This window comes from Rhizobium mulingense (assembly GCF_029194105.1).
GTDB lineage: Bacteria > Pseudomonadota > Alphaproteobacteria > Rhizobiales > Rhizobiaceae > Rhizobium > Rhizobium mulingense.
In genome coordinates this window covers 141,001-166,540 of record NZ_JARFVE010000004.1, presented here as the reverse complement: position 1 = coordinate 166,540, position 25,540 = coordinate 141,001, and the positions used below count along the sequence as shown (strand labels likewise).

25 protein-coding genes are annotated in these 25,540 nt (G+C 61.0%); 14 read left to right on the top strand and 11 right to left on the bottom strand.

The window, feature by feature from the left end; translation table 11 throughout:
* Nucleotides 1-18 precede the first annotated feature (18 nt).
* The gene (locus PYR71_RS09710; RefSeq protein WP_275619178.1) at nucleotides 19-837 is read left to right on the top strand and encodes a hypothetical protein; all 819 of its coding nucleotides are present in this window, start codon (nucleotides 19-21) and stop codon (nucleotides 835-837) included.
* 105 nt (nucleotides 838-942) lie between these two features.
* The gene (locus PYR71_RS09705; protein WP_183912451.1) at nucleotides 943-1,875 is read left to right on the top strand and encodes a ribose-phosphate pyrophosphokinase; all 933 of its coding nucleotides are present in this window, start codon (nucleotides 943-945) and stop codon (nucleotides 1,873-1,875) included.
* Between the two features lie 311 nt (nucleotides 1,876-2,186).
* On the opposite strand, the gene PYR71_RS09700 is transcribed toward PYR71_RS09705, so the two are convergent.
* The gene (locus PYR71_RS09700) at nucleotides 2,187-3,737 is read right to left on the bottom strand and encodes a hypothetical protein (protein ID WP_275619177.1); all 1,551 of its coding nucleotides are present in this window, start codon (nucleotides 3,735-3,737) and stop codon (nucleotides 2,187-2,189) included.
* A 325-nt stretch (nucleotides 3,738-4,062) separates the two neighbouring features.
* On the opposite strand from PYR71_RS09700, the gene PYR71_RS09695 reads away from it, so the two are divergent.
* The 5 genes from PYR71_RS09695 to PYR71_RS09675 all read left to right on the top strand — a co-directional run bounded on the left by PYR71_RS09695 (nucleotide 4,063) and on the right by PYR71_RS09675 (nucleotide 9,227).
* Nucleotides 4,063-4,683, top strand: coding sequence for a 50S ribosomal protein L25/general stress protein Ctc (locus PYR71_RS09695; protein WP_275619176.1), 621 nt, complete (start codon nucleotides 4,063-4,065; stop codon nucleotides 4,681-4,683).
* Nucleotides 4,684-4,870: 187 nt separating this feature from the next.
* On the top strand, nucleotides 4,871-7,222 hold the full coding sequence (locus PYR71_RS09690; RefSeq protein ID WP_275619175.1) for an EAL domain-containing protein: 2,352 nt from the start codon (nucleotides 4,871-4,873) through the stop codon (nucleotides 7,220-7,222).
* Between the two features lie 24 nt (nucleotides 7,223-7,246).
* On the top strand, nucleotides 7,247-7,960 hold the full coding sequence (locus PYR71_RS09685; protein WP_275619174.1) for a substrate-binding periplasmic protein: 714 nt from the start codon (nucleotides 7,247-7,249) through the stop codon (nucleotides 7,958-7,960).
* Between the two features lie 77 nt (nucleotides 7,961-8,037).
* Nucleotides 8,038-8,769 carry an aminoacyl-tRNA hydrolase gene (gene pth, locus PYR71_RS09680; RefSeq protein WP_275619173.1) on the top strand — a complete coding sequence of 244 codons (732 nt, stop codon included), beginning with the start codon at nucleotides 8,038-8,040 and terminating at the stop codon, nucleotides 8,767-8,769.
* Nucleotides 8,766-9,227, top strand: a complete 462-nt coding sequence (locus PYR71_RS09675) for a GNAT family N-acetyltransferase (RefSeq protein WP_275619172.1) — start codon at nucleotides 8,766-8,768, stop codon at nucleotides 9,225-9,227. Before pth ends, PYR71_RS09675 begins: the two co-directional genes overlap by 4 nt.
* Before the next feature lie 6 nt (nucleotides 9,228-9,233).
* Here PYR71_RS09675 and clpS read toward each other — a convergent pair whose 3' ends face one another.
* The 3 genes from clpS to PYR71_RS09660 form a co-directional block, all read right to left on the bottom strand.
* Nucleotides 9,234-9,545 carry an ATP-dependent Clp protease adapter ClpS gene (gene clpS / locus PYR71_RS09670; protein WP_183912441.1) on the bottom strand — a complete coding sequence of 104 codons (312 nt, stop codon included), beginning with the start codon at nucleotides 9,543-9,545 and terminating at the stop codon, nucleotides 9,234-9,236.
* 90 nt (nucleotides 9,546-9,635) lie between these two features.
* Nucleotides 9,636-10,034, bottom strand: a complete 399-nt coding sequence (locus PYR71_RS09665; RefSeq protein ID WP_275619171.1) for a type II toxin-antitoxin system VapC family toxin — start codon at nucleotides 10,032-10,034, stop codon at nucleotides 9,636-9,638.
* Nucleotides 10,024-10,302: an AbrB/MazE/SpoVT family DNA-binding domain-containing protein gene (locus PYR71_RS09660; protein ID WP_097605064.1), complete on the bottom strand. Its 279-nt coding sequence runs from the start codon at nucleotides 10,300-10,302 to the stop codon at nucleotides 10,024-10,026. The genes PYR71_RS09665 and PYR71_RS09660 overlap by 11 nt, the downstream gene beginning before the upstream one ends.
* Before the next feature lie 153 nt (nucleotides 10,303-10,455).
* Here PYR71_RS09660 and ychF point away from each other — a divergent pair, with 153 nt between their 5' ends.
* Nucleotides 10,456-11,559, top strand: a complete 1,104-nt coding sequence (ychF, locus tag PYR71_RS09655) for a redox-regulated ATPase YchF (protein WP_183912437.1) — start codon at nucleotides 10,456-10,458, stop codon at nucleotides 11,557-11,559.
* Between the two features lie 18 nt (nucleotides 11,560-11,577).
* On the opposite strand, the gene PYR71_RS09650 is transcribed toward ychF, so the two are convergent.
* Nucleotides 11,578-12,660 (bottom strand): hypothetical protein, encoded by a 1,083-nt coding sequence (locus PYR71_RS09650; protein WP_275619170.1) that lies wholly within the window; start codon nucleotides 12,658-12,660, stop codon nucleotides 11,578-11,580.
* A 195-nt stretch (nucleotides 12,661-12,855) separates the two neighbouring features.
* Between PYR71_RS09650 and PYR71_RS09645 the strand changes: the two genes are divergently transcribed.
* Together PYR71_RS09645 and PYR71_RS09640 are read left to right on the top strand one after the other, a co-directional pair.
* Nucleotides 12,856-13,344, top strand: a complete 489-nt coding sequence (locus tag PYR71_RS09645) for a MaoC family dehydratase (RefSeq protein ID WP_275619169.1) — start codon at nucleotides 12,856-12,858, stop codon at nucleotides 13,342-13,344.
* Nucleotides 13,341-13,808, top strand: coding sequence for a MaoC family dehydratase (locus PYR71_RS09640; protein WP_275619168.1), 468 nt, complete (start codon nucleotides 13,341-13,343; stop codon nucleotides 13,806-13,808). The genes PYR71_RS09645 and PYR71_RS09640 overlap by 4 nt, the downstream gene beginning before the upstream one ends.
* Before the next feature lie 23 nt (nucleotides 13,809-13,831).
* Here PYR71_RS09640 and PYR71_RS09635 read toward each other — a convergent pair whose 3' ends face one another.
* The 4 genes from PYR71_RS09635 to petA all read right to left on the bottom strand — a co-directional run bounded on the left by PYR71_RS09635 (nucleotide 13,832) and on the right by petA (nucleotide 17,421).
* Complete coding sequence (locus PYR71_RS09635; RefSeq protein ID WP_097578578.1) at nucleotides 13,832-14,374, bottom strand: adenine phosphoribosyltransferase; 543 nt, start codon at nucleotides 14,372-14,374, stop codon at nucleotides 13,832-13,834.
* 263 nt (nucleotides 14,375-14,637) lie between these two features.
* Nucleotides 14,638-15,522 carry a cytochrome c1 gene (locus PYR71_RS09630; protein ID WP_183912429.1) on the bottom strand — a complete coding sequence of 295 codons (885 nt, stop codon included), beginning with the start codon at nucleotides 15,520-15,522 and terminating at the stop codon, nucleotides 14,638-14,640.
* A gap of 25 nt (nucleotides 15,523-15,547) precedes the next feature.
* Nucleotides 15,548-16,828, bottom strand: coding sequence for a cytochrome b (locus PYR71_RS09625; RefSeq protein ID WP_275619167.1), 1,281 nt, complete (start codon nucleotides 16,826-16,828; stop codon nucleotides 15,548-15,550).
* A 14-nt stretch (nucleotides 16,829-16,842) separates the two neighbouring features.
* Nucleotides 16,843-17,421, bottom strand: a complete 579-nt coding sequence (gene petA / locus PYR71_RS09620) for a ubiquinol-cytochrome c reductase iron-sulfur subunit (RefSeq protein ID WP_275619166.1) — start codon at nucleotides 17,419-17,421, stop codon at nucleotides 16,843-16,845.
* Nucleotides 17,422-17,706: 285 nt separating this feature from the next.
* On the opposite strand from petA, the gene PYR71_RS09615 reads away from it, so the two are divergent.
* Nucleotides 17,707-18,639, top strand: coding sequence for an endonuclease/exonuclease/phosphatase family protein (locus tag PYR71_RS09615; RefSeq protein ID WP_275619165.1), 933 nt, complete (start codon nucleotides 17,707-17,709; stop codon nucleotides 18,637-18,639).
* On the opposite strand, the gene PYR71_RS09610 is transcribed toward PYR71_RS09615, so the two are convergent.
* A complete protein-coding gene (locus PYR71_RS09610; RefSeq protein WP_275619164.1) occupies nucleotides 18,595-20,508 on the bottom strand; it encodes an ABC transporter ATP-binding protein in 1,914 nt (637 codons plus the stop codon). The genes PYR71_RS09615 and PYR71_RS09610 overlap by 45 nt on opposite strands.
* Nucleotides 20,509-20,669: 161 nt before the next feature.
* Here PYR71_RS09610 and PYR71_RS09605 point away from each other — a divergent pair, with 161 nt between their 5' ends.
* The gene (locus PYR71_RS09605; protein ID WP_183912419.1) at nucleotides 20,670-20,900 is read left to right on the top strand and encodes a CopG family transcriptional regulator; all 231 of its coding nucleotides are present in this window, start codon (nucleotides 20,670-20,672) and stop codon (nucleotides 20,898-20,900) included.
* Between the two features lie 94 nt (nucleotides 20,901-20,994).
* On the opposite strand, the gene PYR71_RS09600 is transcribed toward PYR71_RS09605, so the two are convergent.
* Complete coding sequence (locus PYR71_RS09600) at nucleotides 20,995-22,851, bottom strand: ABC transporter ATP-binding protein (protein WP_183912417.1); 1,857 nt, start codon at nucleotides 22,849-22,851, stop codon at nucleotides 20,995-20,997.
* Between the two features lie 385 nt (nucleotides 22,852-23,236).
* Between PYR71_RS09600 and PYR71_RS09595 the strand changes: the two genes are divergently transcribed.
* Both PYR71_RS09595 and PYR71_RS09590 read left to right on the top strand, forming a co-directional pair.
* Complete coding sequence (locus PYR71_RS09595; RefSeq protein ID WP_183912415.1) at nucleotides 23,237-23,698, top strand: tRNA (cytidine(34)-2'-O)-methyltransferase; 462 nt, start codon at nucleotides 23,237-23,239, stop codon at nucleotides 23,696-23,698.
* A 195-nt stretch (nucleotides 23,699-23,893) separates the two neighbouring features.
* Nucleotides 23,894-25,540, top strand: a complete 1,647-nt coding sequence (locus PYR71_RS09590) for a Na/Pi cotransporter family protein (protein ID WP_183912413.1) — start codon at nucleotides 23,894-23,896, stop codon at nucleotides 25,538-25,540.

Sequence of the window (25,540 nt, the reverse complement as noted above, 5' to 3'; positions counted from 1 at the left end):
GGAAGGACGGATTACGGGATGACGCGAGCTGCGACTGCGCCCACGCTCCTGTTCGTCATGGCCCTGCTTACCGCCTGCAATACCACCGACGCGCTGACGCCGCAGGTCGGCATCGGCGATTCCTCCGGAGGCGCGCCGTCAAGCCCGGTGACCCAGCGTGAGGCCGAAAGTTTGGCGGGCACGCGTCAACCGGTTTTCGCCGCAGGCTCGCAGCCGAATGGCTATCATCCGGCCTATAATCAATCGCCCGGAGCCTATCGGCCCGGCAGCGGCGCCCCACCGACAACGATGCAAGAACAGGCCGACGCCCTGTCGAGGAACAGCACCTCGCCCGCTGCCTCCGCCCCGATCGAGGGACAGACGCTGCCGCCGGCGGCCACCGGTCCCGGGTTTCAGGCGCAGACCAGTCAGGCGCTCGACGCGCAGCCGCAGCAGACCGCCGCCCTCACGCCGGGCGCCTCTTCCGCCCGCGGCAATACCGTGCGCTTCCTGCCGATCATCGGCGCGCCGGTGCAAGCCGTCACGCCCCTCTCGCGCCAGCTTGGCGCCGAGGCGCGGGCGCACGGCCTTTCCATCAAGAGCTCGAACGATACGAGCAGCGACTACATCCTCAAAGGCTATCTCTCCGCCTTCAGCGACGACGGCAAAGTCACCGTGGTCTATGTCTGGGACATTCTCGACAGTGGCGGCGCCCGCCTGCACCGCATTCAGGGGCAGGAAAGCGTACCGACGGCCGCGGCCGACCCCTGGGCAGGCGTCCCGGCTTCGGTGATGCAGCAGATCGCCTCGAAAACCATCGCGGAATTCACCACTTGGCGGCAGGCACAGGGTGGTTAGTCACAAACTTTTTGCAAATATGGAAGCCTGTGGCGCCTTTGCCCTTGCATTCACAGGGAAGCTGACTAAAAAGCGCGGCTATCAGCGCATAACAGGCGGACCAACATGAAGGTTTTCGCAGGCAATTCGAACCGGCAACTCGCCGAAGCGATCTGCAACTATCTCAACGTTCCCTTGGGGAAAGCCAGTGTCCGAAGGTTTGCCGATCAGGAAATCTTCGTGGAAATCCAGGAAAACGTCCGCGGCGAGGACGTTTTCCTCGTACAGCCCACGTCCTATCCTGCCAACGACCATTTGATGGAACTGCTAATCATGATCGACGCTATGCGTCGTTCGTCAGCCCGCCGCATCACCGCCGTCCTCCCCTATTTCGGCTATGCCCGCCAGGACCGCCGCGCCTCCGGCCGCACACCGATTTCGGCCAAGCTCGTCTCGAACCTGATCACTGAAGCCGGCGCCGACCGCGTCATGACGCTCGATCTCCACGCCGGTCAGATCCAGGGCTTCTTCGATATTCCGACAGACAATCTTTACGCGCTGCCGGTCCTGACGCGCGACATCAAGAGCCACTATGACCTCAGCAACGTCATGGTCGTCTCGCCTGACGTCGGCGGCGTCGTTCGCGCCCGTGCGCTCGCCAAGCGGCTGGACTGTCTTCTGTCGATCGTCGACAAGCGTCGCGACCGGCCGGGTGAATCCGAAGTCATGAACATCATCGGCGACGTTACCGGCAAGGACTGCTTGCTGATCGACGATATCGTCGATTCCGGCGGCACGCTCTGCAATGCAGCCGATGCGCTGCTCGCCAAGGGCGCTTCCAGCGTCACCGCTTATATCACCCACGGCGTGCTGTCGGGCGGCGCCGTCACCCGCGTCGCATCGTCCAAGCTGCGCGAACTTGTCATCACCGACTCGATCCAGCCGACGACGGCCGTGCAGTCCGCCCATAATATCCGCGTCGTGACGACCGCTCCGCTGATCGGCGAAGCCATCAGCCGTACGAGCCAGGAAGAATCCGTCTCCAGCCTGTTCGATTAAAAAGAGCCGGCGTTCACAAAGCAGTAGAAAAGTGTGGCCCTGCGCGAGCGCCGCCCGCCCCGCAGGCAGGGCGAAGGGTTATGCCGCACCGGCTTTCCTTACCCCGACGCTGCGTTCGGCACGTCCCCTCGCCCTATTTACGGTCCGCAGGACGGGTCGAGATCCGTAGCTCGACCCCGGCAAGGCCAGGGTAAGGGGCAGCCGTCGGACCAACCGGACAGCCGTGGCTCAACGCCGAGTCAAGAACGCAATTGGTCAATACGCTGAAGCCGGCGCAAGGCCGGCCTCTTTCTTATCCCGATCGACGACGCTCAAGGCTGCTGCGGCGGCTCAGGTACAGCCTTCTGGCCCTGATCCGGTTCCTGCTCCTGCTCCTGGTCTGGCTCCAGCCCCTGATCTTGATCCGGAGCGTCCGGCCCCTTGACCATCTGGCCGTTGACCGTGAAGGCGCCGTCGCGGCTGATGCCAATGTCCCAGCGCGAACGACCGTCGGGATCGGTCTTGGCAAAGCCCTTCACCATCATGATACCGAAGGAGACCTGGTTGAGATCTGGATCCGTCTTGGCAAGTTCCTGAACTGCTGCGATCGTCTTGTCGAGATCGCGCGCCAGGATCGTCGCCTCCATAGAATAGTCTTTTTCGGTGTCGACCCGGCCTTCGATCTTGCCCGTCATGTCGACGTCGTAAACAGCCGACTTGGCACTGACCTTCGGGAACTCCACCCTAAGCAGGCCGTCGCGGAAGAGCTTCTTCGCCATCTCCTCGCCGGTCTTCTCGGGTGCCTTATCATTGAAATCCACCGCCATCAGGTCGTTGCCGAAGCTTGCGAAATCCAGGTTCGGAACGGCGAGCTGAAAATCGAAATTGGTCGGCATGAATGTCGCGTAGTTTGCCGGCATTAACGGTGTGTCAAGGCTGATCTCCTGCGCGTTCATGCCGAAGCCGAAGCGCATTGCATTGCTTGGCCCGTCCATGGCCAGGTTGTAACCGAATGCTTTGGCGCCGCCCTTACCCATTTCGGTGCTGACGGTCAGGTTATTGACCCCGATCGTCTCGTTGAACGAGGTAAGAAGCGGGAAGGCCTCCTTCAGTATCCCCTTGAGCTTATCGCTGTTTTCGGGGCTCAATTTATCCTCGTGGATGTGGTCGAGAACGAAGAAGATCGTATCGCGGATCTGTTTGGCCGGCAGGCCGTTCACCTTACCCTCGAAATTGATCGCATCGGCCCGGACTTCGACGGGCGGCATCTGCTGGGCGGAAACCTGCTCCAGGAAAGTCGACATCGAGCCGCCGATGACGAAATCGATGCGCCCGTTGCCGCCGGCGCTGTCCGTGGAATTCAGCGTATGTTTCATGCCGCCGAAGCTGACGTTGACTTCCTCGGTATCCGTCTTGCTCGTGAGCTTGATGTCCTTGGCCGTCGCGTCACTCGCGCGCAGATAGGTGATGGCAGGATCGAAGACCCCGTTATAAGCGAGCGAAGCGATGGAATAAGTGAAATCCGTCCGCTTCTGGTCCTTGTCCTTGAAGTGGCCGGAGACGTTGAGCTTATTGTCGCCTTCGATATTCCAGAACCCGCTGTCGGTGGGAGTGGCGAACATCGACCAGGGCGTCAGGCCACTGATCGTGAAGGTCGCAGGATCGACCTTGGTCAGCAGCTTTGCCAGATCGTAGATGATCTCGTAGCGCGTACCCGCCGGATTGACGGTGATCAGGCCATTCTTTGCCAGATCCTCCGGAAGCAGCTTCGTCAGGGTGCCCTTGAGCGCATCGGCGCCGGCCCGGTTGATCTCGACGCCCTGAGCCGTCGTGACAAGGCAAAGTGCCAGCAAGCTCGTTGCCGTGACAAGGTTGAGACGCATGGTCTTATTTTCTCCTCAGCCGCTTTTTTGATTGGGCATCCAAAGAGGTGAAGCGCGCCGATGTCAACATCGGCTGAAGCGGCAGTGCTGAATATTTCCGCGCGCACAACGTCGATGCGATCTGGCTTACCGAAGCGGCTATATCGCCGGAAAACAGCCTGAATCGGCAACTTGCGTTTACGAGCGACTTATAATATAGGCCACCGGTCCGCGTAGACACCCTTGGAGGCAACGCGGATGAGGCTGGGAAAACCCGCCTCCGGTTCGACGGAACAAGGCTCCTGCCCGCCGCCGGACTCTCCAAATAACCTCGAAAGGAATAGCCATGAGCCAGGAAACTTACGAGCTCAAGGCCGAGGCGCGCGAACGGGTTGGTAAGGGGTCCGCCCGTGAACTTCGCCGCAACGGTTTGATTCCCGCTGTCATCTATGGTGACAAGCAGGCCCCCATTGCCATCGCTCTCAACACCAATGAGGTGACGAAGCGCATTCATGCCGGCGGTTTCATGACCACCGTGGCAACGATCGAAGTCGACGGCAAGAAGTACAAGGTTCTGCCGAAGGACTACCAGCTCGATCCGGTCCGCGATTTCACGATGCATGTCGACTTCCTGCGCGTCTCCGGCAACACCCAGGTGAGCGTCGAAATCCCGGTTCACTTCACCAATGAAGCGAAGTCCCCGGGCCTCAAGGTCGGCGGCGTACTGAACATCGTCCGCCACTCGGTCGAAGTTCACTGCCCGGCCGATGCGATCCCGGAATTCTTCAACATTGACCTCAGCGGCAAGAAGATCGGCGACAGCATCCATATTTCGGATGTCACCCTGCCGAAGGGCGTGACCCCGGTCATCGACCGCGACTTCACGATCGCGACCATCGTCGCTCCGGCGGCCGGCGTCGACGAGAGCGCAGTGGAAGCTGAAGGCGAAGGCGAAGGCGAAGCCTGATCGCTTCGACCAATTTGTAAAGCATATGGCCCGCCTTCCCGTGAACTGGGGAGGCGGGCTTTTCGTTGCCCGCAAGGCGTTTCAGCAACATTTAACGTATTCGTGAAAGCATGCCCCGTCAGCTGCGATGAAGCCGGCCCGAACGCGCGACAGCAAATATGGCCGGTCTGGGGGAGAAGACGGAACCATGAACAATTCCGTTGAGAACAGGTTTTTTGGGATTGTTTGCGGAGCGCTGCTTGTTTTTGTCGCTCCTCTCTTTGTTCTCTTTCTTTTTCTTTCCTCGGAGCGAGCCGACAAGGAAATACGCGACCATATCTCGGTTCTTCTTGTCGCCAATGCCCAGGCGCTGGCAAAGCCCCTCTGGGATCTCGATGAAGAAAGCGTCACCCAGATCAGCGCGACGGTCGTTTCCCAGGGCGCCATTGTCAAGGTCGATGTGCGCGACCAATCCGGCCAGCTCGACGTCAGCCAGTCCACCATTCCGCGCTCCTTCGATGGCAAGCTCGTGCAGGTGTCGCGCGCCATCATCTACAACACCATCGATGGCCCGAAGAATCTCGGCAGCATCAGTGTCTACTATCCCGCCCTCGGCCTGTTTTCCGGCCTGAAGCAGGAAGAGGTCGTCTTCATTTCGATCTTCATTTTCGCGGTTCTGACCGTTTTCGGCACCGCGCTGATCGGCAACCGCTTCTTCGTCATCCAGCCGCTGATGCGGCTGACGGCGGCGATCGAGGCGACCCGTCAGCTCGGCTCCCGCCATCACGTCGATTGGCAGTCGAACGACGAGATGGGACGGCTTGCCCGCAGCTTCAACGAGATGCAGACCAAGCTTGAAAGCGAGGAGAAGGAGCTGAAGCTCGCCCATCGCCGCGCCACCGATATCTACAATCTCACCCCCGCCATGCTCTTCTCGCTCGACGAGGAAGACCGCATTACTGCCGTCAGCGACTATTGGCTGCTAGCCACCGGCTATGATCGCGCCGCCGTCATCGGCCGCAACTTCGCCGATCTCGTCACGGCAAATACCCGCGACAAGTTCGTCAAGCGTCGCCGGGCCGAAAGCGGTATGGCGGTTACCGTCAAGTTCGTCTGCCTGGACGGCCGCACCATGGACGTCCTTATCATGGAATCGGAAGCCGGCGCCGGCGCTCACGATCGCCTTTCACTGTCGGTCATGACCGATGTGACCGAGCTCAAGGCCTCCGAGGATCGCAACCATCGTCAGGCAATCACCGATCACCTGACCGGGCTTCTCAATCGCCAGGGTTTCGAAGCCGTGCTCGACAGCAAGATCGCCGCGGCAGACGCCGTCGGCCAGGAGCTCGCTTGCCTCTTCGTCGATCTCGACCGCTTCAAGTGGATCAACGACAATATGGGCCATGCCGCCGGCGACAGGGCATTGATCGAGCTGGTTGCCCGCCTGAAGACCCATCTTGCTCCCTTCGACGAGGCAGCTCGTCTCGGCGGCGACGAATTCGCCATCCTGCTGCCGGCGAAGGACGCCGAAAGGCGCGCCAAGGCGATGTGCGAGCAGATCGCCTCGATCTTCGAAACGCCATTTGCCCCGGACATGCATCTGAGCGCCTCCATCGGCATCGCTATCTATCCGCATCATGCCGCGACCGCGGCCGAGTTGCTGCAGAAATCCGACATGGCGATGTATGCCAAGAAGCGCGACGGCAAGAATGGAGCACAGCTCTTCAACAATGCCATGCTCGACCGCGCCCGCAGCCGCGCCGAGATCGAGGCCAATATCGAAGCCGGCCTCGTCGACAACTGGTTCGAGGCCTTCCTGCAGCCGATCGTCAACTTGAACGGCCGCGGTATTGCCGGTTTTGAAGCGCTGATGCGCCTCAACCATCCGCAGAAGGGCTTGATGCCGCCGGCCGAGATCATCAGCGTCGCCGAGGAGACAGGAAAAATCGTCCGCGTCGGCAACATCATCATGGAAAGGGCGATCTCTAATCTCGCCAAGATTTCCCGCATATCAGGCATGCAGGATACCTATCTCGCCATCAATTTCTCGCCGCTGCAGTTCGATCCGGCTCTGCCGGCCCGGCTTGCCGCCATTGTCGGTCGCCACGGCATCCGCCCCGAACGCATCGTCGTTGAAATCACCGAAGCCGTGCTGATGCACGATAACCCCGAGATTCGCATGATCGTCACCGAGCTTCGCCGCTTCGGCTGCCGCATCGCGCTCGACGATTTCGGAACCGGCTATTCGTCGCTCAGCTACCTCAACCGCTTCCCTGTCGATATCATCAAGATCGACCAGTCCTTCACCCGCGCGATCAACGACGGCGACGATGACGTCCGCCAGAAGAGCCGCATGCTGATCGAAGGCATCACCACGCTGTCCCACAAAATGAACTGCACCGTCATCGCCGAGGGCATCGAGACTGAAGAGGAATGCCGCACGCTCCATCAGATGGGGCTGGACTATGGCCAAGGCTACCTCTTCCATCGCCCGCAGCACGCAGCCAAGCTCATCGAGGAACTGATGGCCCCGCAATCGGCCGTCGCGCGCGCCTCGTAAACGAAGAACGAACGAGATGATCCGATGAAAAAGCTCCTGCTTCTCGCATGCCTGGCGTTGCCCTGCGCCGCCCATGCGCAGACAATCAATTTCACGACCGAGGATTACGCCCCCTTCAACTATCGCGAAGGCAAGGAGATCAAGGGCGCGACCGTTGAGCAGGTCGAAAAGGTGATGGCGGCGATCGGGGTCGACTACGCGATTGAGGTCTTGCCCTGGGCGCGCGCTTTCGGCCTCGCCCGCACGGCGCCAATGACCTGCGTTTTCGCCACCGCCCACAACAGCGCCCGCGACCCGCTGTTCAAATGGATCGAGCCGCTACTGATCGATCGCAATATCCTGATCACCCGCAAGGGCTCGGGCGTCACCGCCGGCAATCTGGACGAGGCGAAGAAATATACGATCGGCACGCAGCGGGAGGACTACACCGAGACGATCCTGAAGGAGAAGGGCTTCACCAAGCTCGACGTCGCGAGCGACTTCAACGCGACGTTGCGCAAGCTGCTGAGCGGCCGCATCGACATGATGCCGATCTCCGAACTCTATTTCGACAAGCTGAAGGCCGATCAGCCGGTGGAGATGGTGACGGTGCTCTCCGCTCAGCCGATGGGCATTGCCTGCGAAAAGAGCTTTCCGGACGATCTGCGCGCCAAGATGCAGGCCGCTCTCGACCAGCTGATCGCCGATGGCGACCAGAAAGAGATCTTCCTGAAATACGGCATGAATCTGCCGGACTGATGCTGCCCTTTCCGCTTGACATCGCGCGGTTTTCCGGGTGGTGAACAGCGGGAAAGCTTAAGCGAGGAAGACAGGCCATGCTGATGATCGCGGGTCTCGGCAATCCCGGCGCCAAATACGCCGGCAACCGTCACAATATCGGCTTCATGGCCGTTGACGCCATCCATCGGCGCCACAGCTTTTCGCCCTGGTCGAAAAAGTTCAGGGGCGAGATCGCCGAAGGCGAACTCGCCGGCGAGAAGGTGCTGCTGATCAAGCCCCAGACCTATATGAACCTCTCCGGCGAGGCCGTCGGCGAGGCGATGCGCTTTTACAAGCTCCAGCCCGCCGACCTTGTCGCAATCTATGACGAGCTCGACCTTCCCGCTGGCAAGGCGCGGCTGAAGACCGGCGGCGGCCATGGCGGCCACAACGGCATCAGGTCGCTGGACGCCCATTGCGGCAAGGAATACCGGCGCCTGCGCCTCGGCATCGGCCATCCCGGCGTCAAGGAAATGGTGCAGAACCATGTACTCGGCGATTTCGCCAAGGCCGACAGGGACTGGCTGGAACCGCTGCTCGACACGCTCGCTGACAATGCCGAGATGCTGGTGCGGAACGAGGATTCGCAGCTGATGAACAAGATCGCGCTGGCGCTCGGCGGCCAGGCCGAGGAGGAAAAGCCGCGCCGAGAAAGCAAGGATGGCGAAAAGAAGCCGGCCGGCCAGTCGCATATCCGCCAGGCCCGCAGCAGCAATCAGCCGAAACTCCCCGCCACCGGGCCGATGGCCGAGATGCTGAAGAAGATGTTCGGCAATAAGGGGGAATGAGGCCGGTGCCGGACCATGATTTCGCCATCCGCCCCGCAACTGCCGGCGATCTTCCGGGACTGGCCGTCCTCTACCGCCATTTGAACCCGACAGATCCCGTTCTTGACACGGCCATGGCAGAAGAGCGCTTCTCCGCCATCCTCGCCCATCCCGGCATGACCGTCTTCATTGCCTCTGCCGGCGATGTCGCCGCCGCCACCGCCACGCAGATCGTCGTGCCGAACCTGACGCGGGGCGGCGCCTCCTATGCGCTCATCGAAAACGTCGTCACCCACGCCGACCACCGTCGTCAGGGTTATGCCGGCGCCGTTATCGGCCATGCGGTGGAGCAAGCCTGGAAGGCCGGCTGTTACAAGGTGATGCTGCTGACCGGCTCCAAAAATCCTGCGACGCTTCGCTTCTACGAGAATTGCGGCTTCATCCAGGACAAGACCGGCTATCAGATCCGCCGAGCCTGAGCCCGGCTATTCCTCGGGCTCGGTCGTGAACATCAACGGAAAGCCCATCTCCTTGGCAAGATCGATGCCCTCCTTGGCCTTGGTCTCGGCAATGTCCTTGGCGCAGACCACGACCACGCAGGAACCGAGCTTGTGCGCCGTCATCATCACCCGATAGCCGGTCTCCTCGCTCATGCGGAAGACAACCTTCAGGATCACGATGACGAATTCGCGCGGCGTATAATCGTCGTTGACGAGGATGACCTTGTAGAGCTTCGGCTTGTCCAGCTTCAGCTTCACCTTGGTCTTCGGCTTCAGGGCAACGTCGTTGTCACTCATCGGAAATTCTACCGGTTGATGACATGAGAAAGCAGAAAAATATCCGCGGTAATATATTGCACCCCCGGTACGGCAGTTCAATGATGGATATCACTCCGCCGATAGCAGCAAGCAAGCCCGCCCGGCACTTTCGACGATCGCGGCGGCCTTTCTGTCGAAGGTCGCGAATATTTCGCCGCCAAGCCTGCGGCCTTCGAAGACGATGACGCCATCGGCGAAATCCCCGCCGGCATCGAGGAAGGACAACCCAGCCTCGATAGCTGCTCTGTCGTAGACGACCTTCCTGTCCGATATCAGCAGCCGGATGGTCGCTGATATCTCGGAGGCGCTCTTGCGATAAATCCGGCCGACGACCCAGACGAACTCGCAAAATGGCAGGCTGGAAACGAACAGCCTTTCGGCCTCGCGCATCAATATCCTTGCACGTTCCGTTTGCTTCGGGTCGTCGTCCACGGCCGCCCGCACAAGCACATTCGTATCAACGATCATCGCCGCTGCCGACCTCGCCTGCCCAGCCTGCTCTTATGGCCTCGTCGATCTCCTCGAGCGTCGCATGGATATTCTCGTTGTTCCTGAGGCTTCCGAAGAAGCTTTCGATCGAGCCGGCGGCGGGCGGCGTTTTTACCGCAGCGACCTCGACTTTGCCACCAGGCAGGAGATCGACATCAATCTTATCGCCGGGCCTGATCCCGAGGTGCTGAAGCACCTCCTTTTTCAGGGTGACTTGCCCCTTTGCGGTCACTGTCAGGGTCGCCATGTTCGATATGTCCTTTTTTCTAAAGGTAAGGCTAAATCGCCTTACCTTCAAGCCGGGCGCCATTGCTTTTTCAATTCATACCGCGAACCCTTGACCCGAGCCGACCATTCCCGCATAGGCAGGGCAAAGTTACCAATAGATATGGATCAAGCCATGGGCTTCAAATGCGGCATCGTCGGTCTGCCGAACGTCGGCAAATCGACCCTTTTCAACGCGCTCACCAAGACGGCGGCGGCACAGGCGGCGAATTATCCCTTCTGCACCATCGAGCCGAATACCGGCGAAGTCGCCGTACCTGATCCGCGCATGCGCAAGCTTGCCGACATCGCCAAGTCCAAGGAATTGATCCCGACCCGCATCTCCTTCGTCGATATCGCCGGCCTGGTGCGCGGCGCCTCGAAAGGTGAAGGCCTCGGCAACCAGTTCCTCGCCAACATCCGCGAAGTCGACGCGATCGTGCATGTGCTGCGCTGCTTCGAAGACAGCGACATCACCCATGTCGAGGGCCGCATCAACCCCGTTGCCGATGCCGAGACGATCGAGACCGAGCTGATGCTCGCCGACCTCGAAAGCCTGGAGCGCCGCACCGAGCAGACGCGCAAGCGCGCCACCGGCAAGGACAAGGAGTCGATGGCGATGCTGCCGATCATGGAAGCGTCGCTGAAGCTGCTCAATGAGGGCAAGCCGGTGCGAACGCTGCTGTCGACGCTCGATACCGAGGAGATCGCCACCCTCAAGGGCCTCAACCTCCTGACGTCGCATCCGGTGCTCTATGTCTGCAACGTCGCCGAGGGCGATGCCTCGACCGGCAATGAATTCACCGAAGCGGTGGCCGCGATGGCCAGGGAACAGGGCGCCGAAACCGTCATCATCTCGGCGGCGATCGAAGCCGAAGTCGCCCAACTGGCCGAGGAGGAAGCCAAGGAATTCCTGTCCGCCCTCGGCCTTGACGAGGCCGGCCTCGACCGCCTGATCCGCGCCGGCTACAAGCTGCTCGACCTCATCACCTATTTCACCGTCGGCCCGAAGGAAACGCGCGCCTGGACGATCGAGCGCGGCACCAAGGCGCCGCAGGCCGCCGGCGTCATCCATTCGGATTTCGAGCGCGGTTTCATCCGTGCCAACACCATCGCCTATGACGACTACATCAAATTCAACGGCGAAGTCGGCGCCAAGGATGCCGGCAAGGCGCGCGACGAAGGCAAGGAATACGTCGTCCAGGACGGCGACGTCATCCATTTCCGCTTCAATACCTAAATAAAAGAGGCTGCCGCCTTAACCCGGCGGCAGCCTGTTTGCGATGGCCGGCGGCAGTGCCCTGAGCACCAGTCGTCGAAGCGGCATCCAGCCGGTGCCGATGATCAATACAATCGCACCGACAATAATCAGCGTCGTGAAGATGTAGGTGTCGACCGTGGCGCTTCCCTGCCGGAAGACGCTGAAGATCGCAACGCCGAGCGACAGCAGCCCCGAAGTGACGAAGGCGCGCCGGTCGATGATGAGACCGATCAGCATCAGCATCGCCACCGTCGCGACGACCACAGGTGTCCGCGACGACATGTTCGCGACGTCGAAGATGCGAACGTCTTCCCCGAACGACAGCAGGGAAACAGTGCTGTAGAGCAGGGCTGGCGCCGCGCCGAGATGCAGCCAGAAAGCGATATCCGAACGCATTGTCCGCCGCAGCCGGTCGCCAATATCGAAATATAGCGCCACCGCAAACAGTCCGAGCGCGCAGACGAGGGCAACCTGCGCCAGCACGATGGGATGATCGAGGAAAAACGCCGGATTGCCGCTTGCCCACTGTACCACGCGCAAAAGCAGGGTGAGGACGAAGGCAAGCGCCGACATGATCGAGAGCGCCAGCGAAAGCGGTACCCGGTAGCGGGCATAATAGGCGCCGAGAATGATCGGGAAACCGGCGACGAACTGCGTCGCCTCCGCTCCGAAGGATGTAGCGGTCGGCGTCCACGGGGGGAAGAATCGCGACATCAGCAGGCAGGTCCAGCAGAACAGCGCGATCGTCAGGCTAACGGCTGGCAGAGCGAGCCGCTGGCGGCGCACCAGGATTTCCGAAAGGACGATGATCGCGGGAAGCACAGCATAAAGTGCCGAAAGCCCCCAGAGGCCGCCGAGCGCCACGACGACGCCGATGGTGATCAGCACGTCGTGAAACCCGCGCACGAAGCGCGGCGTCTCCGTGTCCGACCAAGCCAGCCCGTCGGCGGCTGTCGGCTGCGGCTCGACAACAACCGCCACGCCGCGCTCAGTCAGAAAAGGCAGAAGCCGCCCGCCCGCCTCCTGCGAAATCAGCCCCTGGCGCGCCGCCTCGTCGAGTATCGACTTCAGTTCCGTCATGCCGGTTTATCTCCCCGGAATCATTGAGCCCGCGCGGATGCTATTGTAAGCAATAGAGCATGATGCCGAAAAGTGTGAGCGGTTTTCGGGCGACATCATGCTCTAACTCTTTAATGTAGAATAGCATTCAGATTTTTAGGGCCGATTCGGCCTAAAATCATCCTGTTCTAGGCGCTGCATATGACGGAGGAGCGAATGTCGGCGGAAAAGCTTTCCTTCGAGGATTTTGAGCCCGGCCGCCGCTTTCCCCTCGGCCCGAAGCTGGTGAGCGCCGGGGAGATCATCGAATTCGCCAGCGAATTCGATCCGCAGCCGATGCATCTCGACGAGGCTGCTGGCCGCGCCAGCCTTCTCGGCGGTCTCGCCGCCTCCGGCTGGCATACGTCCGCGATGCTGATGCGCATGATGGCCGACAGCTACATCCTGAACGCACTCTGCGAGGGTGCGCCCGGCATCGATCTGATGGAATGGCGAAAGCCGGTACTGGCCGGCGACACGCTGCAGGGCCACTCGACGGTGCTTGAAGCCCGGCCGATGCGCTCGCGGCCCGGCATCGGCATTGCCAAGTTCCGCCACGAAGTGGAAAATCAGCGCGGCGAACTTGTTTGTCTCTCGGAAAACTCGGTCATGATCCGCATGCGCCCTGCCCCAGGCATCAGCATGAGCCCGGAGATTACAGCATGAGAATGTCCGAACTTTACGCCGTCGGCGAAAAGGCCGTGATCGGCAGCTACGTCTTCACCGAGGAAAACATCATCCACTTCGCGACGCGCTACGATCCGCAGCGTTTTCACGTCGACAAGGAAGCCGCCAAGGAAACCCTGTTCGGTGGTCTTTGCGCCTCGGGCTGGCACACCACCGCCGCCTGGATGCACACCTTCCTCGCCTTCTGGAAACGTCAGAGCGTCGCCCTCGCGCAGAGAGGGCTGGCGGCACCGAACCTCGGCCCTTCGCCGGGTTTCCAGAAACTGCAGTGGCTGCGGCCGATCTTCCCAGGCGACGTCGTGACGTACTCCGTCGCCCTCCTCTCCAGCCGGCCCCTCGCGTCGCGGCCGGGCTGGCATCTCAACACCATCCTTTGCGAAGGCGTCAATCAAAACGGCGATCCCGTCATGCGCTTCGAAAGCGGCGTCCTCGAGTACGACTGAGGCCGCCAGCAACGAGGGCGGGCTCAGTGTCCGGAAAATTCGACCAGCGTGTGCACGCTGACGCCGAGTTCTTCCAGCTTCCGGCGGCCGCCGAGATCGGGCAGATCGATGACGAAGCAGGCGCCGACCACCTCCGCGCCGATCTGGCGCAGCAACTTCGTAGCCCCGACAGCCGTGCCGCCGGTGGCGATCAGATCGTCGACCAGAATCACTTTCTCGCCGGGCTCGATCGCATCGCGATGCATCTCCATCTCGTCCACGCCATATTCCAGGCTGTAGGCGATGCGAACAGTGTCATGCGGCAGCTTGCCCTTCTTCCGGATCGGCACGAAGCCCGAGGAAAGCTGATGCGCCACCGCGCCGCCGAGAATGAAACCGCGCGCCTCCATGCCGGCAATCTTGTCGATCTTCGTTCCCGCATAGGGCTGCACGAGTTCATCGACCGCCCGGCGGAAGGCGCGGGGATTGCCGAGCAGCGTGGTGATGTCACGGAAAATGATTCCGGGCTTCGGATAGTCTGGGATGGAACGGATGCTGGCTGCGAGCTCCGACGTCGTATTATCCATGGAAAGTCCATATCTGCGAGGGCATGAAACGGCCCGCACCCTACTGCATAATTCCTCAAATCGAAATCGATTTAGGGATAAAATTATCCGGCAGTTCAAGGCGCTACGGCGCCCTTGCGCGTCAGAAAAGACGCGCGTCGCTGCAGTGCATGACCTGGGCGTGCAAGCGGCTTTCGGAGACGATCCGTCGGCCGAGCCGATGGAATCGCCGGCCACAAAAAAGGCGGCCCGTGAGCCGCCTTTCGAATTCAGACAAGGAGCGCTCAATGCTCCTTGTTGGCGTAGACCGAGCGCTTCGTCAGGTAGATCAGCACCGTGAAGATCGCCAGGAAGATCATCACCATGAAGCCGGTGCGCTTACGCTCCTCCAGATGCGGCTCTGCGGCCCACATCAGGAAAGCGGAAACGTCCTTGGCATACTGGTCGACGGTCGCCGGCGCGCCGTCGTCATAAGTGACCTGGCCGTCGGAGAGCGGCTTCGGCATGGCGAGAACGGCGGCAGCATGGAAATACGGGTTATAATGCGCGCCCTGCGCCACTGCGAAGCCGGCCGGCGGCTCTTCATAGCCGGTCAGAAGCGAATAGATGTAATCCGGGCCGCTTTCCTGATACTGCGTGAAGATGTCGAATACGAATTGCGGGAAGCCGCGCTCGACTTCGCGGGCCTTGGCGATCAGCGAAAAGTCAGGCGGAGCCGCACCGTTGTTGGAAGCGGCCGCGGCTTCGGCATTGGCGAAGGGCGACGGGAAATGATCCGAAGGCACGGCCTTGCGGCTAAACATTTCCCCGGCCGAGTCCGGACCGTCCTGAACTTCGTAATTCGCCGCGAACGCCTTCACCTGTGCTTCGGAATAACCGAGCTCGTCGAGCATGCGGAAAGGCACCAGGCTCATCGAATGGCAGGCCGAACAGACTTCGGTGTAGACCTTGAGGCCGCGCTGGAGCTGAGCCTTGTCGTAATGGCCGAACGGGCCGGCAAAGGTCCATTCCTGCTCCTTCGGCTCCTTCAGCGGATAGTGCGGCGTCGCACCTTCCTCGTGATGGGCGGGGGCGGCGCCATTCGCAGGAGCCGCTTCCTCAGCGAAAGCGGCGCTGCCGAGCAGGGCGGCGACGGCGAGCGGCAGAATGCTTGCAACAAGCGTTTTCATGGTTCTATTCCCTTCCGTCGCTCGCTTAGGCATTGGCCGCCGCACCGGCAGCAGCAGTCTTGTTGCGCTTTTCGAGCACCGCTTCGGTGATCGAGTTCGGAATGCGGCGCGGTGTTTCGACCAGGCCGAGAACCGGCATTGCGACTAAGAAGAATGCGAAATAGAGAAGCGTGCAGATCTGCGAAACGATCACGTAGCTGCCCTCCGCCGGCTGTGAGCCAAGCCAGCCGAGGATGATCGCGTTGATCACGAACAGCCAGAAGAACAGCTTGTACCAGGGGCGGTAGACCGCCGAGCGAACTTTCGACGTATCGAGCCAGGGCAGGAAGAACAGCACGATGATCGCGCCGAACATCACGAGGACGCCGCCGAGCTTGGAGTCGATCGGGCCGATGTTGAAGGTGATCGAACGCAGCATCGCGTAGAACGGCAGGAAGTACCATTCCGGCACGATGTGAGCCGGCGTCTTCAACGGGTCGGCCGGGATGTAGTTGTCTGCATGGCCGAGGAAATTCGGCAGGTAAAAGACGAAATAGGCGTAGACCAGCAGGAAGACGGAGACGCCGAGCGCATCCTTCATCGTCGCATAGGGCGTGAAACGCACCGTGTCCGTCTTCGTCTTGACTTCGACGCCGGTCGGGTTCGTCTGGCCGGTGACGTGCAGGGCCCAGATGTGAAGGACGACGACGCCGGCGATCATGAAGGGCAGCAGGTAGTGCAGCGAGAAGAAGCGGTTCAGCGTCGGCTGATCGACGGCAAAGCCGCCGAGCAGGAACTGCTGCACCCATTCGCCGACCAGCGGAAAGGCCGAGAAAAAGCCGGTGATGACGGTCGCGCCCCAGAAGGACATCTGTCCCCAGGGCAGGACGTAGCCCATGAAGCCCGTCGCCATCATCAGCAGGTAGATGACCACACCGAGAATCCAGAGAATTTCGCGCGGCGCCTTGTAGGAGCCGTAATAGAGACCGCGGGCGATGTGCAGGTAGACGGCGACAAAGAAGAAGGATGCGCCGTTGGCATGCAGGTAGCGCAGCAGCCAGCCATGGTTGACGTCGCGCATGATCTTTTCAACAGAGTTGAAAGCGATCGTCGTGTCGGCCGAATAATGCATGGCGAGCACGACGCCCGTCAGGATCTGCACGATCAGCATGACGGAAAGCATGGCGCCAAAGGTGTAAGCATAGTTCAGGTTCCTGGGAACCGGATAGGCCACGAAGCTGTCATAGACCATGCGCGGTAGCGGCAGGCGCGCATCGACCCATTTTTCGAAGCCGGTTGATGGTTCGTAGCTGGAATGGCCACTCATAAATCAGTCTCCCCTCAACCGATCTTGATTTTGGTATCGGACACAAATGAAAAGGTCGGAATCGCCAGATTCTGCGGCGCAGGGCCTTTGCGAATGCGGCCGGCCGTGTCGTAGACCGAGCCATGGCAGGGACAGAACCAACCATTGTACTCACCGGCCTGACCGAGCGGAACGCAACCGAGATGGGTGCAGGTGCCGATCATGACGATCCAGTTTTCCTTGTCCTTGCCCCCGGAACGGTCGACACCGGTTGCCTGCGCCTCAGGCGGAAGGTTCGCATTGCGGGCGATCGGATCCTTGAGATCCGTCAGCGGAACATCGGCTGCCGCCTTCACTTCCTCCGGCGTGCGGTTGCGGATAAAGATCGGCTTGCCGCGCCACTTGACCGTCAGTGACATGCCGGGCTCGAGGCTCGCGACATCGACTTCGATGGAGGCAAGCGCCAGCGTCGACGCATCCGGACGCATCTGGTCGATAAACGGCCATGCGAAAGCAGCGGCCCCGACAGCGCCCGCCATACCAGTGGTGAGATAAAGGAAATCACGGCGAGTGGGCTCTGCTGAAGCCTCGCTTGTCGTTACGTGTTCGCTCACGGCTTAACCATCCTCTGCGCAATTATCGCGGAATTCCGCCCTGCCCCCTCTGCCGGCGAATCGATCTGGACACATTTCGGCCATAGATTCCCCGGCAATCCGGCGCGTTCTAAGCTTGATCGCAAATTATGTCCAGCCTTGACAAGGGGACGGGGGCACAATGTCGCGGGAAATTTCGGATGATTTTTTAAGGCAAACACGAGCTTGCCGGTATGTTGCATTGCAACAAAAAAGCTGCCGTGATAGGCGCAGTCGCAATCACGCCAGCGAGCCGGACCGAAGCGGATGAGAGACACGATTTTTTGCGTATTCAGTGTCCTCACGACCCTGGTCCTCGCCATCATCTCGTTGCGGTATGTCACCGATTTTTATCTCCTTTCCTTCTTTTACAGCTTCCAGCTCCACCTGGCGGCGGCCGCTGCACTCGCCTCCCTCGCGGCCTTGCTTGTCAAACGCCATTGGTACGGCCTGCTGATGCTCGGCACATCGCTGGCTCTTGCCGTCCATGGCATCGTGATGACCCGCGAATTTGCTCAGCCCGCCGTCGATGATAACCGCCCGGTTCTTTTCCGGCTGATGTCCTTCAATATCGAAAACGATAATTTCGCAAACGGTGCCGCGATCGCCGACATGGCGATTGCCTCAGGCGCCGACGTCGTCAACATCCTCGAGGCCGAGCCGGTTCTGTCGGAACTGCCGCGGCTTCTGAAAACCTATCCCTATTATGTCGGCTGCGGCATCGGCATGAAGGAATGCGATACGCTGGTCCTGTCGAAGCGCCCGCTCATCGAGCCGCGCATCCGCAGTCTCGGCCTGCTGTGGCGCAACCGGCTGACGATCTCGACGGTCGATTTCGACGGCCACAAAGTCAACTTCCTGACCGCGCACCTGACCAAACCTTATTACGACGAGTTCTACGGTCTGGAGCTCGAAGACCTCGCCGCGATCGCGCCTACCCTGCCGGGGCCGCTGGTGCTGGCGGGCGATTTCAACTCCTCTATCCTGACGCCGGGCGTACAGGACCTTCTGCGCAAACAAGGCTTCGCCACCGTATCGGTGGAGCCCGCAACCTGGCCGATCGCAGCCAGCGCCTTCGGCATTCCGATCGACCACGTCTTTGCGAGGGCGCCCTTGCGGCTGAAATCGGTCCGCCGCATCGCCGACAGCTACGGGTCAAACCATTTTGGTCTCGTGGCGGAATTCACCATCGACCCCTGAGCCGAGATCCTCGTCCGCCGCAAGGAATCCACCGGACTGGCGCGCCCAGAGTTCGGCATAGAGCCCGCCCTGGCGAAGCAGCTCGTCGTGACTGCCCTCCTCGATGATTCGGCCGAGATCGACGACGATCAGCCGGTCGAGCGCAGCAATCGTCGACAGCCGGTGGGCGATCGCAAGCACGGTCTTGCCCTCCATGATCCGATGGAGATTGGACTGGATCGCTTCCTCTACTTCCGAATCGAGCGCCGACGTCGCTTCGTCGAGAACCAGGATCGGAGCGTCCTTCAGCATCACCCGGGCAATGGCAATGCGCTGCCGCTGGCCGCCCGACAATTTGACGCCGCGTTCGCCGACATGCGCGTCGAAGCCTCTGCGGCCCTGCTGATCCTGCAGACGGGTGATGAAGTCGATGGCTTCGGCGCGCCGGGCCGCCTCGACCACCCGCTCCTCGCCGGCATCCGGCCGGCCGAACAGGATATTGTCGCGCACCGAACGGTGCAGCAGCGAAGTATCCTGGCTGACGACGCCGATCTGCACCCGGAGAGATTCCTGCGTCACGGCCGCTATATCCTGGCCGTCGATGAGGATGCGGCCCTCCTGGAGGTCGTAGAGGCGCAGCAGCAGGTTCATCAGCGTCGATTTTCCAGCGCCCGAACGGCCGACGATCCCGACCTTCTCGCCGGGGCGGATGGTCAGGGAGAAATTGTCGACGACCGGCTCCTGCCCCTTGCCGTAGCGGAAGGAAACATTGTCGAAGCGAATGCCCGGCCGGCGGATCACCAGGCTCTGCGCATCGGCGCGATCGACAAGCCCGAGAGGCTGGGAGATCAACTCGGCGGCATTCTGGATGGTGCCCAGATTGCGCATGATGCCGTTGAATTGCGTCATCAGCCGCCCGAGCAGGAAATTCAGCCGGAGCACCAGCGCCAGCGAGAACGCCACCGCGCCGGCGCTGACGAGGCCGCGCAGCCAGAGATCGACGCTCAAACCCGCCATCGTCACGATCATCAGGCCGGAAAGCAACGCCATCGAGGCCCTGACGCCGGTGATGAATCGAGTGAAGCGCAGCACCGTATCCTGATAGATATCGAAGCCCTGGCGCATGTAGCGGTCGCTCTCTTCGTCGCGGGCGAACAGCTTCAGCGTCTGCATATTGCTATAGGTGTCGACCATCCGGCCGTTCAACATCGATCCGGCTTCCGCCGTCTCGCGGGAATGATGTCGAATCCGCGGGACGAAGTGGCGGGCAAGCAGGCTGAAGGCGCCAAGCCAGAACAGCACGACGGCGGCAAGGGAAAAGTCCAGCCGAGCGACCAGCACCAGCGTCGTGACCGCATATATTCCGACAAACCAGACGCTTTCCATCAGCGAGGTGACGAGATCGCCGGTTGCCTGGCCGGCCGACCAGACCTTTGTGACGATGCGCCCGGAAAAATCACTCTGAAAGAACGACAATGATTGCCTTGAGACGTGGAGATAAGATTGCCAACGTGCTAGATTGTAGAAGCCCGGGGTGATCACCTGCTGATCGACGAGGGCAATCAGGAAGGCGACGACGAAGCGCACCAGCCCGATCAGGGCGAGCATGCCAAACAGTTCGCCGCCATGGGCCGCGAGAAGACCGCTCCAGCCGGCACCGGGCGTAATACTGGCGAGAATATCGACGAGGCGTCCGACGAACCAGAAAAGTGCGGCTTCGATTGCCGCCGATGCGCCGCCAAGTATGAGCATGGCGATGAACGGCATCCTCGTCTGGCCGATATAGAACCAGATGAAGCCGAGCGTCGCCTGCGGCGGCTGAAGATTGGCGCGCGGGCGGAATGGATCAATCCAGGTCTCGAACACGCGGAAGATGGGTCGCAGAAACATGGAAGCGATATAGGCGGAATGGGCAGAGCGGCAAAGGGAACGATGAGCGGTCGCAATCTTATATTTTTGTAATGATCGATAACATCGGCGGCATCGCCACTAATTGCTCGCCAACCGGTCACAATCTGACGATAGGATCGCGCTTCAACGGAGGGAAAGCCATGGAAACGATAATGCTCGATGCGCATATTCCTCTTCCGCTCGCGGCAAGGTTGGACGCCCTGGCCGCCGACCTGGCGCTGCCGCGCGACGTGATCGTCGCCGAGGCCATCACCGCCTGGCTCGACAGCGAGGAACGCCGCCGCATCGCTACGCTGCGCACGCTCGCGGCTGCCAACACCATCGTCGTCGTCGAACACGACCGGGTGATCGACTGGGCCGACAGCCTTTGAACAGGGGAAACGGCGCCCTGTTCCCCATTGGCAACTAGAAATCAGTTTAACAATTCAAAAGGCCCTCCCTGCTCTCCCAGGGAGGGCCTTTTGATCATTCCGCCGCCTCTTCCGCTTCCTCGGTGTGATCGGACAGGAAGCCGCCGGACTGGCGGTTCCAGAGGTCGGCATAGATGCCCCCGCTCCCGATCAGTTCGGCGTGCGAGCCGGCCTCGACGATCCGCCCCTTGTCGAGCACGATCAGCCGGTCCATCTCCGTCAATGTCGACAGCCGATGGGCGATCGCGATCACCGTCTTGCCCTCCATCAGGGCGAAGAGGTTTTCCTGGATCGCCGCTTCGACTTCCGAATCGAGCGCCGAGGTCGCCTCGTCGAGCACCAGGATCGGCGCATCCTTCAGGAAGACGCGGGCGATCGCGATGCGCTGCCGCTGACCGCCGGAGAGCTTGACGCCGCGTTCGCCGACCTGCGCGTCGAGTCCCTGACGGCCCTGCATGTCAACGAGCCCTTCGATGAATTCCCAGGCATTGGCGCGCTTTGCGGCCTCAATCACCTGGGCGTCAGTGGCCTCCGGTCGGCCATAGGCGATGTTGTCGCGGATCGAGCGGTGCAGCAGTGACGTATCCTGCGTCACCACGCCGATCAGCGAACGCAGGCTCTCCTGCGAGACGCCGGATATATCCTGCCCGTCGATGGTGATGCGGCCCGCCTCCAGGTCGTAGAAGCGCAGCAGCAGGTTCATCAGCGTCGTCTTGCCGGCGCCGGAACGACCGACCAGACCGACCTTCTCGCCCGCCTTGATGTCGAGCGACAGATTGTCGATGACACCTTTGCCCTTGCCATAGTGGAAGCGGATGCGCTCGTAGTGGATCGCGCCCTTCTTCGCCGTCATCGAAGGCGCGCCCGGCTTGTCGATGATGTCGTGCTGCTTGCTCATCATCTCCATGCCGTCATAGACCGTGCCGATATTCTCGAACAGCGCCGAGACTTCCCACATGATCCATTGCGACATGCCGTTGACACGCATGGCAAGACCGATGGCGATGGCAATCGCGCCGACCGAGATCGCCCCGTTCAGCCAGAACCAGATCGACAGGCTGGAGACGACGAAGAGCGCGACGCAGTTGTTCAGGTAGACGCTGATATGGAACAGCGTCACCTTTCGCATCTGTTTGTGCACGGTCTGCAGGAACTCGTCCATGCCCTGTTTGGCATAGATCTCCTCACGTCCCGCATGCGAGAACAGCTTGACCGTTGCGATGTTCGTGTAGCTGTCGACCACGCGCCCCGTCATCATCGAGCGCGCATCCGCCTGCTGGGCAGCGATCTTGCGAAGCCGCGGCACGAAGTAAGACACGATGCTGACATAGATGGTGAGCCAGACGAGGATCGGGATCATCAGCCGCCAGTCGGCCGCGGCAATCACGATGATCATCGTCAGAAAATAGCTGACGACATAGACGAAGACGTCGAGGATCTTCATCACCGTTTCGCGCACGGCAAGCGAGGTCTGCATTACCTTGGTCGCGACGCGCCCGGCAAACTCATTGGCGAAGAACGTCATGCTGTGGCGCAGCAGGAAGCGGTGCATCTGCCAGCGCGCCATCATCGGATAGTTGCCGAGCAGCATCTGGTGCATGATGAGGGAATCGAGCCCGGCCGCCAGCGGCAAGCCGACCAGCACCAGCGCCGCCATCCAGAACAGCTTGTGGCCTTCCGTCTGCAGGAAGGTGGCGCGGTCGGCATTGGTCAGCCAGTCGACGATGTCGCCGAGAAACTGGAAGAGCGCCACCTCACCGACCGCGATCGACGCCGTCAGTCCGGCCATCAGGGCGAGCCAGGGCGCTGCCGGCTTGCTGTAATGCCAGCAGAAAGCAAAGAGACCTTTCGGGGGCGCAACGGGCTCCTCGGTCGGAAAGGGATTGAGTCGCTGTTCGAACCAGCCAAACATGAAATTGCTCCGAAACATCAGCGTTCCGGCTCCCCGGCTTCGCGCCATCTCGGCGCACTGCAAGCACATATGGGAAGCGGACGTTCAAGGGGCGAGGCTGAATCAGCCGCGCAATGGATCAAAGGGAAGTTTTAGAAAGAAGACCGCTCTAGCGGCGCCGTGTTGCCTTGATCGGCATCACGGCGGGAAAGCGCATAATGAGCATAATATTCATGCGGCCCTCCCGGCTGGCGTTCGAAGATGTGCATGCATAACGCGAAAATTGCCAAATTTCCAGCCCTGAACCGGCGCAATTGGAATGTTTCCGGGCCCGATAGCGCCCTGTTGCGCCGAAATCACAGTTGTATTAGGCCTCCCTGCATTGAAACGAACAAGCTGCGCCTGAATGACGAACCTCAGACTGGCACTCTACCAGCCGGACATTCCCGGCAACACCGGCACGATCCTGCGCCTTGCCGCCTGCCTGGGTTTTGCCGTCGACCTGATCGAACCCGCCGGCTTCGACGTCTCCGACCGCAATCTGAAACGATCGGGCATGGATTATATCGCCGCAGCTGCGCTGACCCGCCATGTGAGCTGGGACCGCTTCGAGGCCTGGCGCGCCACGACCGGGCGGCGCCTGATCCTCGGCTCCACCAAGGCCGCCAAACGCTACACAGACTTCGTCTTTCGCCCGGACGATGTCCTGCTGTTCGGACGCGAAAGCGCCGGCGTGCCGGATCACGTGCACGAGAGAGCCGACGCCCGCATCCTCATCCCGATGGTCGAGGGCCAGCGCTCGATTAATGTCGCAATTTCGGCAGCCATGATCGTCGGCGAGGCGATGCGCCAAACCGTCTGGGCTTGATTGGCCCTGCCCGAAACGGATGGCCGAATATATCGGGAAGTATCGAAAATCGACATTGTCAATCGATCAAACCGGCGTATATTTATTAGCCGGACAATCAAACAGCCCACACGACCTTCACAATTTCAATAGCTTGGGAAGATTTGCCATTAGGCCGACGCCCTTAGACCGATGAAAGCAGAATAAAACAAGAAAATGGATTCCACGATCATCATGATCAACCTGTTCGGAGCCGTGGCGCTGCTGCTGTTCGGCCTCGCGCAGGTGAAGGACGGCGTGTCCAGGGCCTTCGGCGCCCGGCTGAGAACGGGGCTGGCGACCGGCACGCGCGGCGGCCTTCGCTCATTCCTGTCGGGGCTGGTCGCGACCGTCGCGCTGCAGAGCTCGACGGCAACGGCGCTGATGACCGCCTCCTTCGTCGAACGCGAACTGATCAAGCCGCGCATGGCCCAGATCATCCTGCTCGGCGCCAATGTCGGCACGGCGATCACCGCATGGATCGTCGCTACCGGTATCGAATGGCTCTCGCCCCTCCTGATCCTTGTCGGCATCGTCCTTTATCGCGGCCGCTCCAGCACCCGCCAGGGCGGTGGCGCAGCATTGATAGGCATAGGGCTGATGCTGTTGTCGCTGCATCTCCTTGGTCTTGCGACGGAGCCGATGCGCGCCTCTCCGGCTCTCGCCGCTTTCATCAGCCTGCTGGACGGCGCCCTGCCCGTGGCTCTCCTCTTCTCGGCAGCGCTCGCCTTCCTCTCGTCATCGAGCCTGGCGGTGGTGGTGCTCATCCTGTCGCTCGCCTCGGCCGGTCTGATTTCAGCCGAGCTGGTCATCGTGCTCGTGCTCGGCGCCAATCTTGGCGGCGCGGTACCGCCTGTCGTCGCGACGATGTCCGGCCCGGTCTCGGCGCGGCGCGTCACCTTCGGCAACCTGGCCGTGCGTGCGCTCGGCTGCATCATCGCCCTTCCGCTCGCGGGCTACGGCGCGGAATTAATCCAGATGCTGCCCTTCGGACCGTCAAAGCTCCCGGTCGATGCGCATCTGCTCTTCAACCTTCTGCTCGCCGCTCTCGCCTGGCCCTTCTCAAGGCCGCTCGCCACCCTGATGACCCGGCTGGTCCCGGATCAGGCCGAGCCGGACACCGCGCCTAAATATCTAGACGCACATGAACTTTCGACGCCCGTCATTGCCCTGACCAGCGCCACCCGCGAAGTGCTCGGCATCGGCGACCTTATTGAGCGCATGCTGATCCGGGTCTCCGACGCCTTCGAACGCAATGACGCTTCCAAGCTTTCCGAAATCGCGACCCTCGAAGAGCGCGTCGACAAGCTTCAGCAGGCGGTGAAGGTCTATCTCTCAAAGCTCGGACGCGAGGGGCTCAGCGACGAAAACGCCCGCCGCTCGATCATTGTCATCGATTATGCAATCAATCTCGAACATATGGGCGACATCATCGAGAAAGGGTTGCTGGAGCAGGTATCCAAGAAGATCTCGCTTGGTCTCAGGTTTTCCGACGACGGTCATCAGGAATTGCGGAAGCTGTTCGACCTGACGATTGATAATCTTCGTGTAGCGCAGACGATCTTCGTCACGCGCGATTTCAATCTTGCGCGTCAGATGATGGAGACAAAGGTCGAGGTCCGGCGGATGGAGAAACAGTCGGCCGAACACCATCTCGAGCGCCTGCGTGACGGACGCGCCGACAGTCTGCAGACAAGCTCTCTGCATCTCGATATGCTTCGTGACCTGAAGAGGATCAACGCCCACATCGTCTCGGTGGCGCATCCGATACTGGATGAAAGCGGCCTGCTGATCGAAAGCCGTGTGCGGACTGCCGTGGAATGA

Bases quoted from the DNA above. Each gene is read 5' to 3' on its own strand.
- PYR71_RS09710 (WP_275619178.1), top strand. From the start codon at position 19: ATGACGCGAGCTGCGACTGCGCCCACGCTCCTGTTCGTCATGGCCCTG.
- PYR71_RS09705 (WP_183912451.1), top strand. From the start codon at position 943: ATGAAGGTTTTCGCAGGCAATTCGAACCGGCAACTCGCCGAAGCGATC.
- PYR71_RS09700 (WP_275619177.1), bottom strand. From the start codon at position 3,737: ATGCGTCTCAACCTTGTCACGGCAACGAGCTTGCTGGCACTTTGCCTT.
- PYR71_RS09695 (WP_275619176.1), top strand. From the start codon at position 4,063: ATGAGCCAGGAAACTTACGAGCTCAAGGCCGAGGCGCGCGAACGGGTT.
- PYR71_RS09690 (WP_275619175.1), top strand. From the start codon at position 4,871: ATGAACAATTCCGTTGAGAACAGGTTTTTTGGGATTGTTTGCGGAGCG.
- PYR71_RS09685 (WP_275619174.1), top strand. From the start codon at position 7,247: ATGAAAAAGCTCCTGCTTCTCGCATGCCTGGCGTTGCCCTGCGCCGCC.
- pth (WP_275619173.1), top strand. From the start codon at position 8,038: ATGCTGATGATCGCGGGTCTCGGCAATCCCGGCGCCAAATACGCCGGC.
- PYR71_RS09675 (WP_275619172.1), top strand. From the start codon at position 8,766: ATGAGGCCGGTGCCGGACCATGATTTCGCCATCCGCCCCGCAACTGCC.
- clpS (WP_183912441.1), bottom strand. From the start codon at position 9,545: ATGAGTGACAACGACGTTGCCCTGAAGCCGAAGACCAAGGTGAAGCTG.
- PYR71_RS09665 (WP_275619171.1), bottom strand. From the start codon at position 10,034: ATGATCGTTGATACGAATGTGCTTGTGCGGGCGGCCGTGGACGACGAC.
- PYR71_RS09660 (WP_097605064.1), bottom strand. From the start codon at position 10,302: ATGGCGACCCTGACAGTGACCGCAAAGGGGCAAGTCACCCTGAAAAAG.
- ychF (WP_183912437.1), top strand. From the start codon at position 10,456: ATGGGCTTCAAATGCGGCATCGTCGGTCTGCCGAACGTCGGCAAATCG.
- PYR71_RS09650 (WP_275619170.1), bottom strand. From the start codon at position 12,660: ATGACGGAACTGAAGTCGATACTCGACGAGGCGGCGCGCCAGGGGCTG.
- PYR71_RS09645 (WP_275619169.1), top strand. From the start codon at position 12,856: ATGTCGGCGGAAAAGCTTTCCTTCGAGGATTTTGAGCCCGGCCGCCGC.
- PYR71_RS09640 (WP_275619168.1), top strand. From the start codon at position 13,341: ATGAGAATGTCCGAACTTTACGCCGTCGGCGAAAAGGCCGTGATCGGC.
- PYR71_RS09635 (WP_097578578.1), bottom strand. From the start codon at position 14,374: ATGGATAATACGACGTCGGAGCTCGCAGCCAGCATCCGTTCCATCCCA.
- PYR71_RS09630 (WP_183912429.1), bottom strand. From the start codon at position 15,522: ATGAAAACGCTTGTTGCAAGCATTCTGCCGCTCGCCGTCGCCGCCCTG.
- PYR71_RS09625 (WP_275619167.1), bottom strand. From the start codon at position 16,828: ATGAGTGGCCATTCCAGCTACGAACCATCAACCGGCTTCGAAAAATGG.
- PYR71_RS09615 (WP_275619165.1), top strand. From the start codon at position 17,707: ATGAGAGACACGATTTTTTGCGTATTCAGTGTCCTCACGACCCTGGTC.
- PYR71_RS09610 (WP_275619164.1), bottom strand. From the start codon at position 20,508: ATGTTTCTGCGACCCATCTTCCGCGTGTTCGAGACCTGGATTGATCCA.
- PYR71_RS09605 (WP_183912419.1), top strand. From the start codon at position 20,670: ATGGAAACGATAATGCTCGATGCGCATATTCCTCTTCCGCTCGCGGCA.
- PYR71_RS09600 (WP_183912417.1), bottom strand. From the start codon at position 22,851: ATGTTTGGCTGGTTCGAACAGCGACTCAATCCCTTTCCGACCGAGGAG.
- PYR71_RS09595 (WP_183912415.1), top strand. From the start codon at position 23,237: ATGACGAACCTCAGACTGGCACTCTACCAGCCGGACATTCCCGGCAAC.
- PYR71_RS09590 (WP_183912413.1), top strand. From the start codon at position 23,894: ATGGATTCCACGATCATCATGATCAACCTGTTCGGAGCCGTGGCGCTG.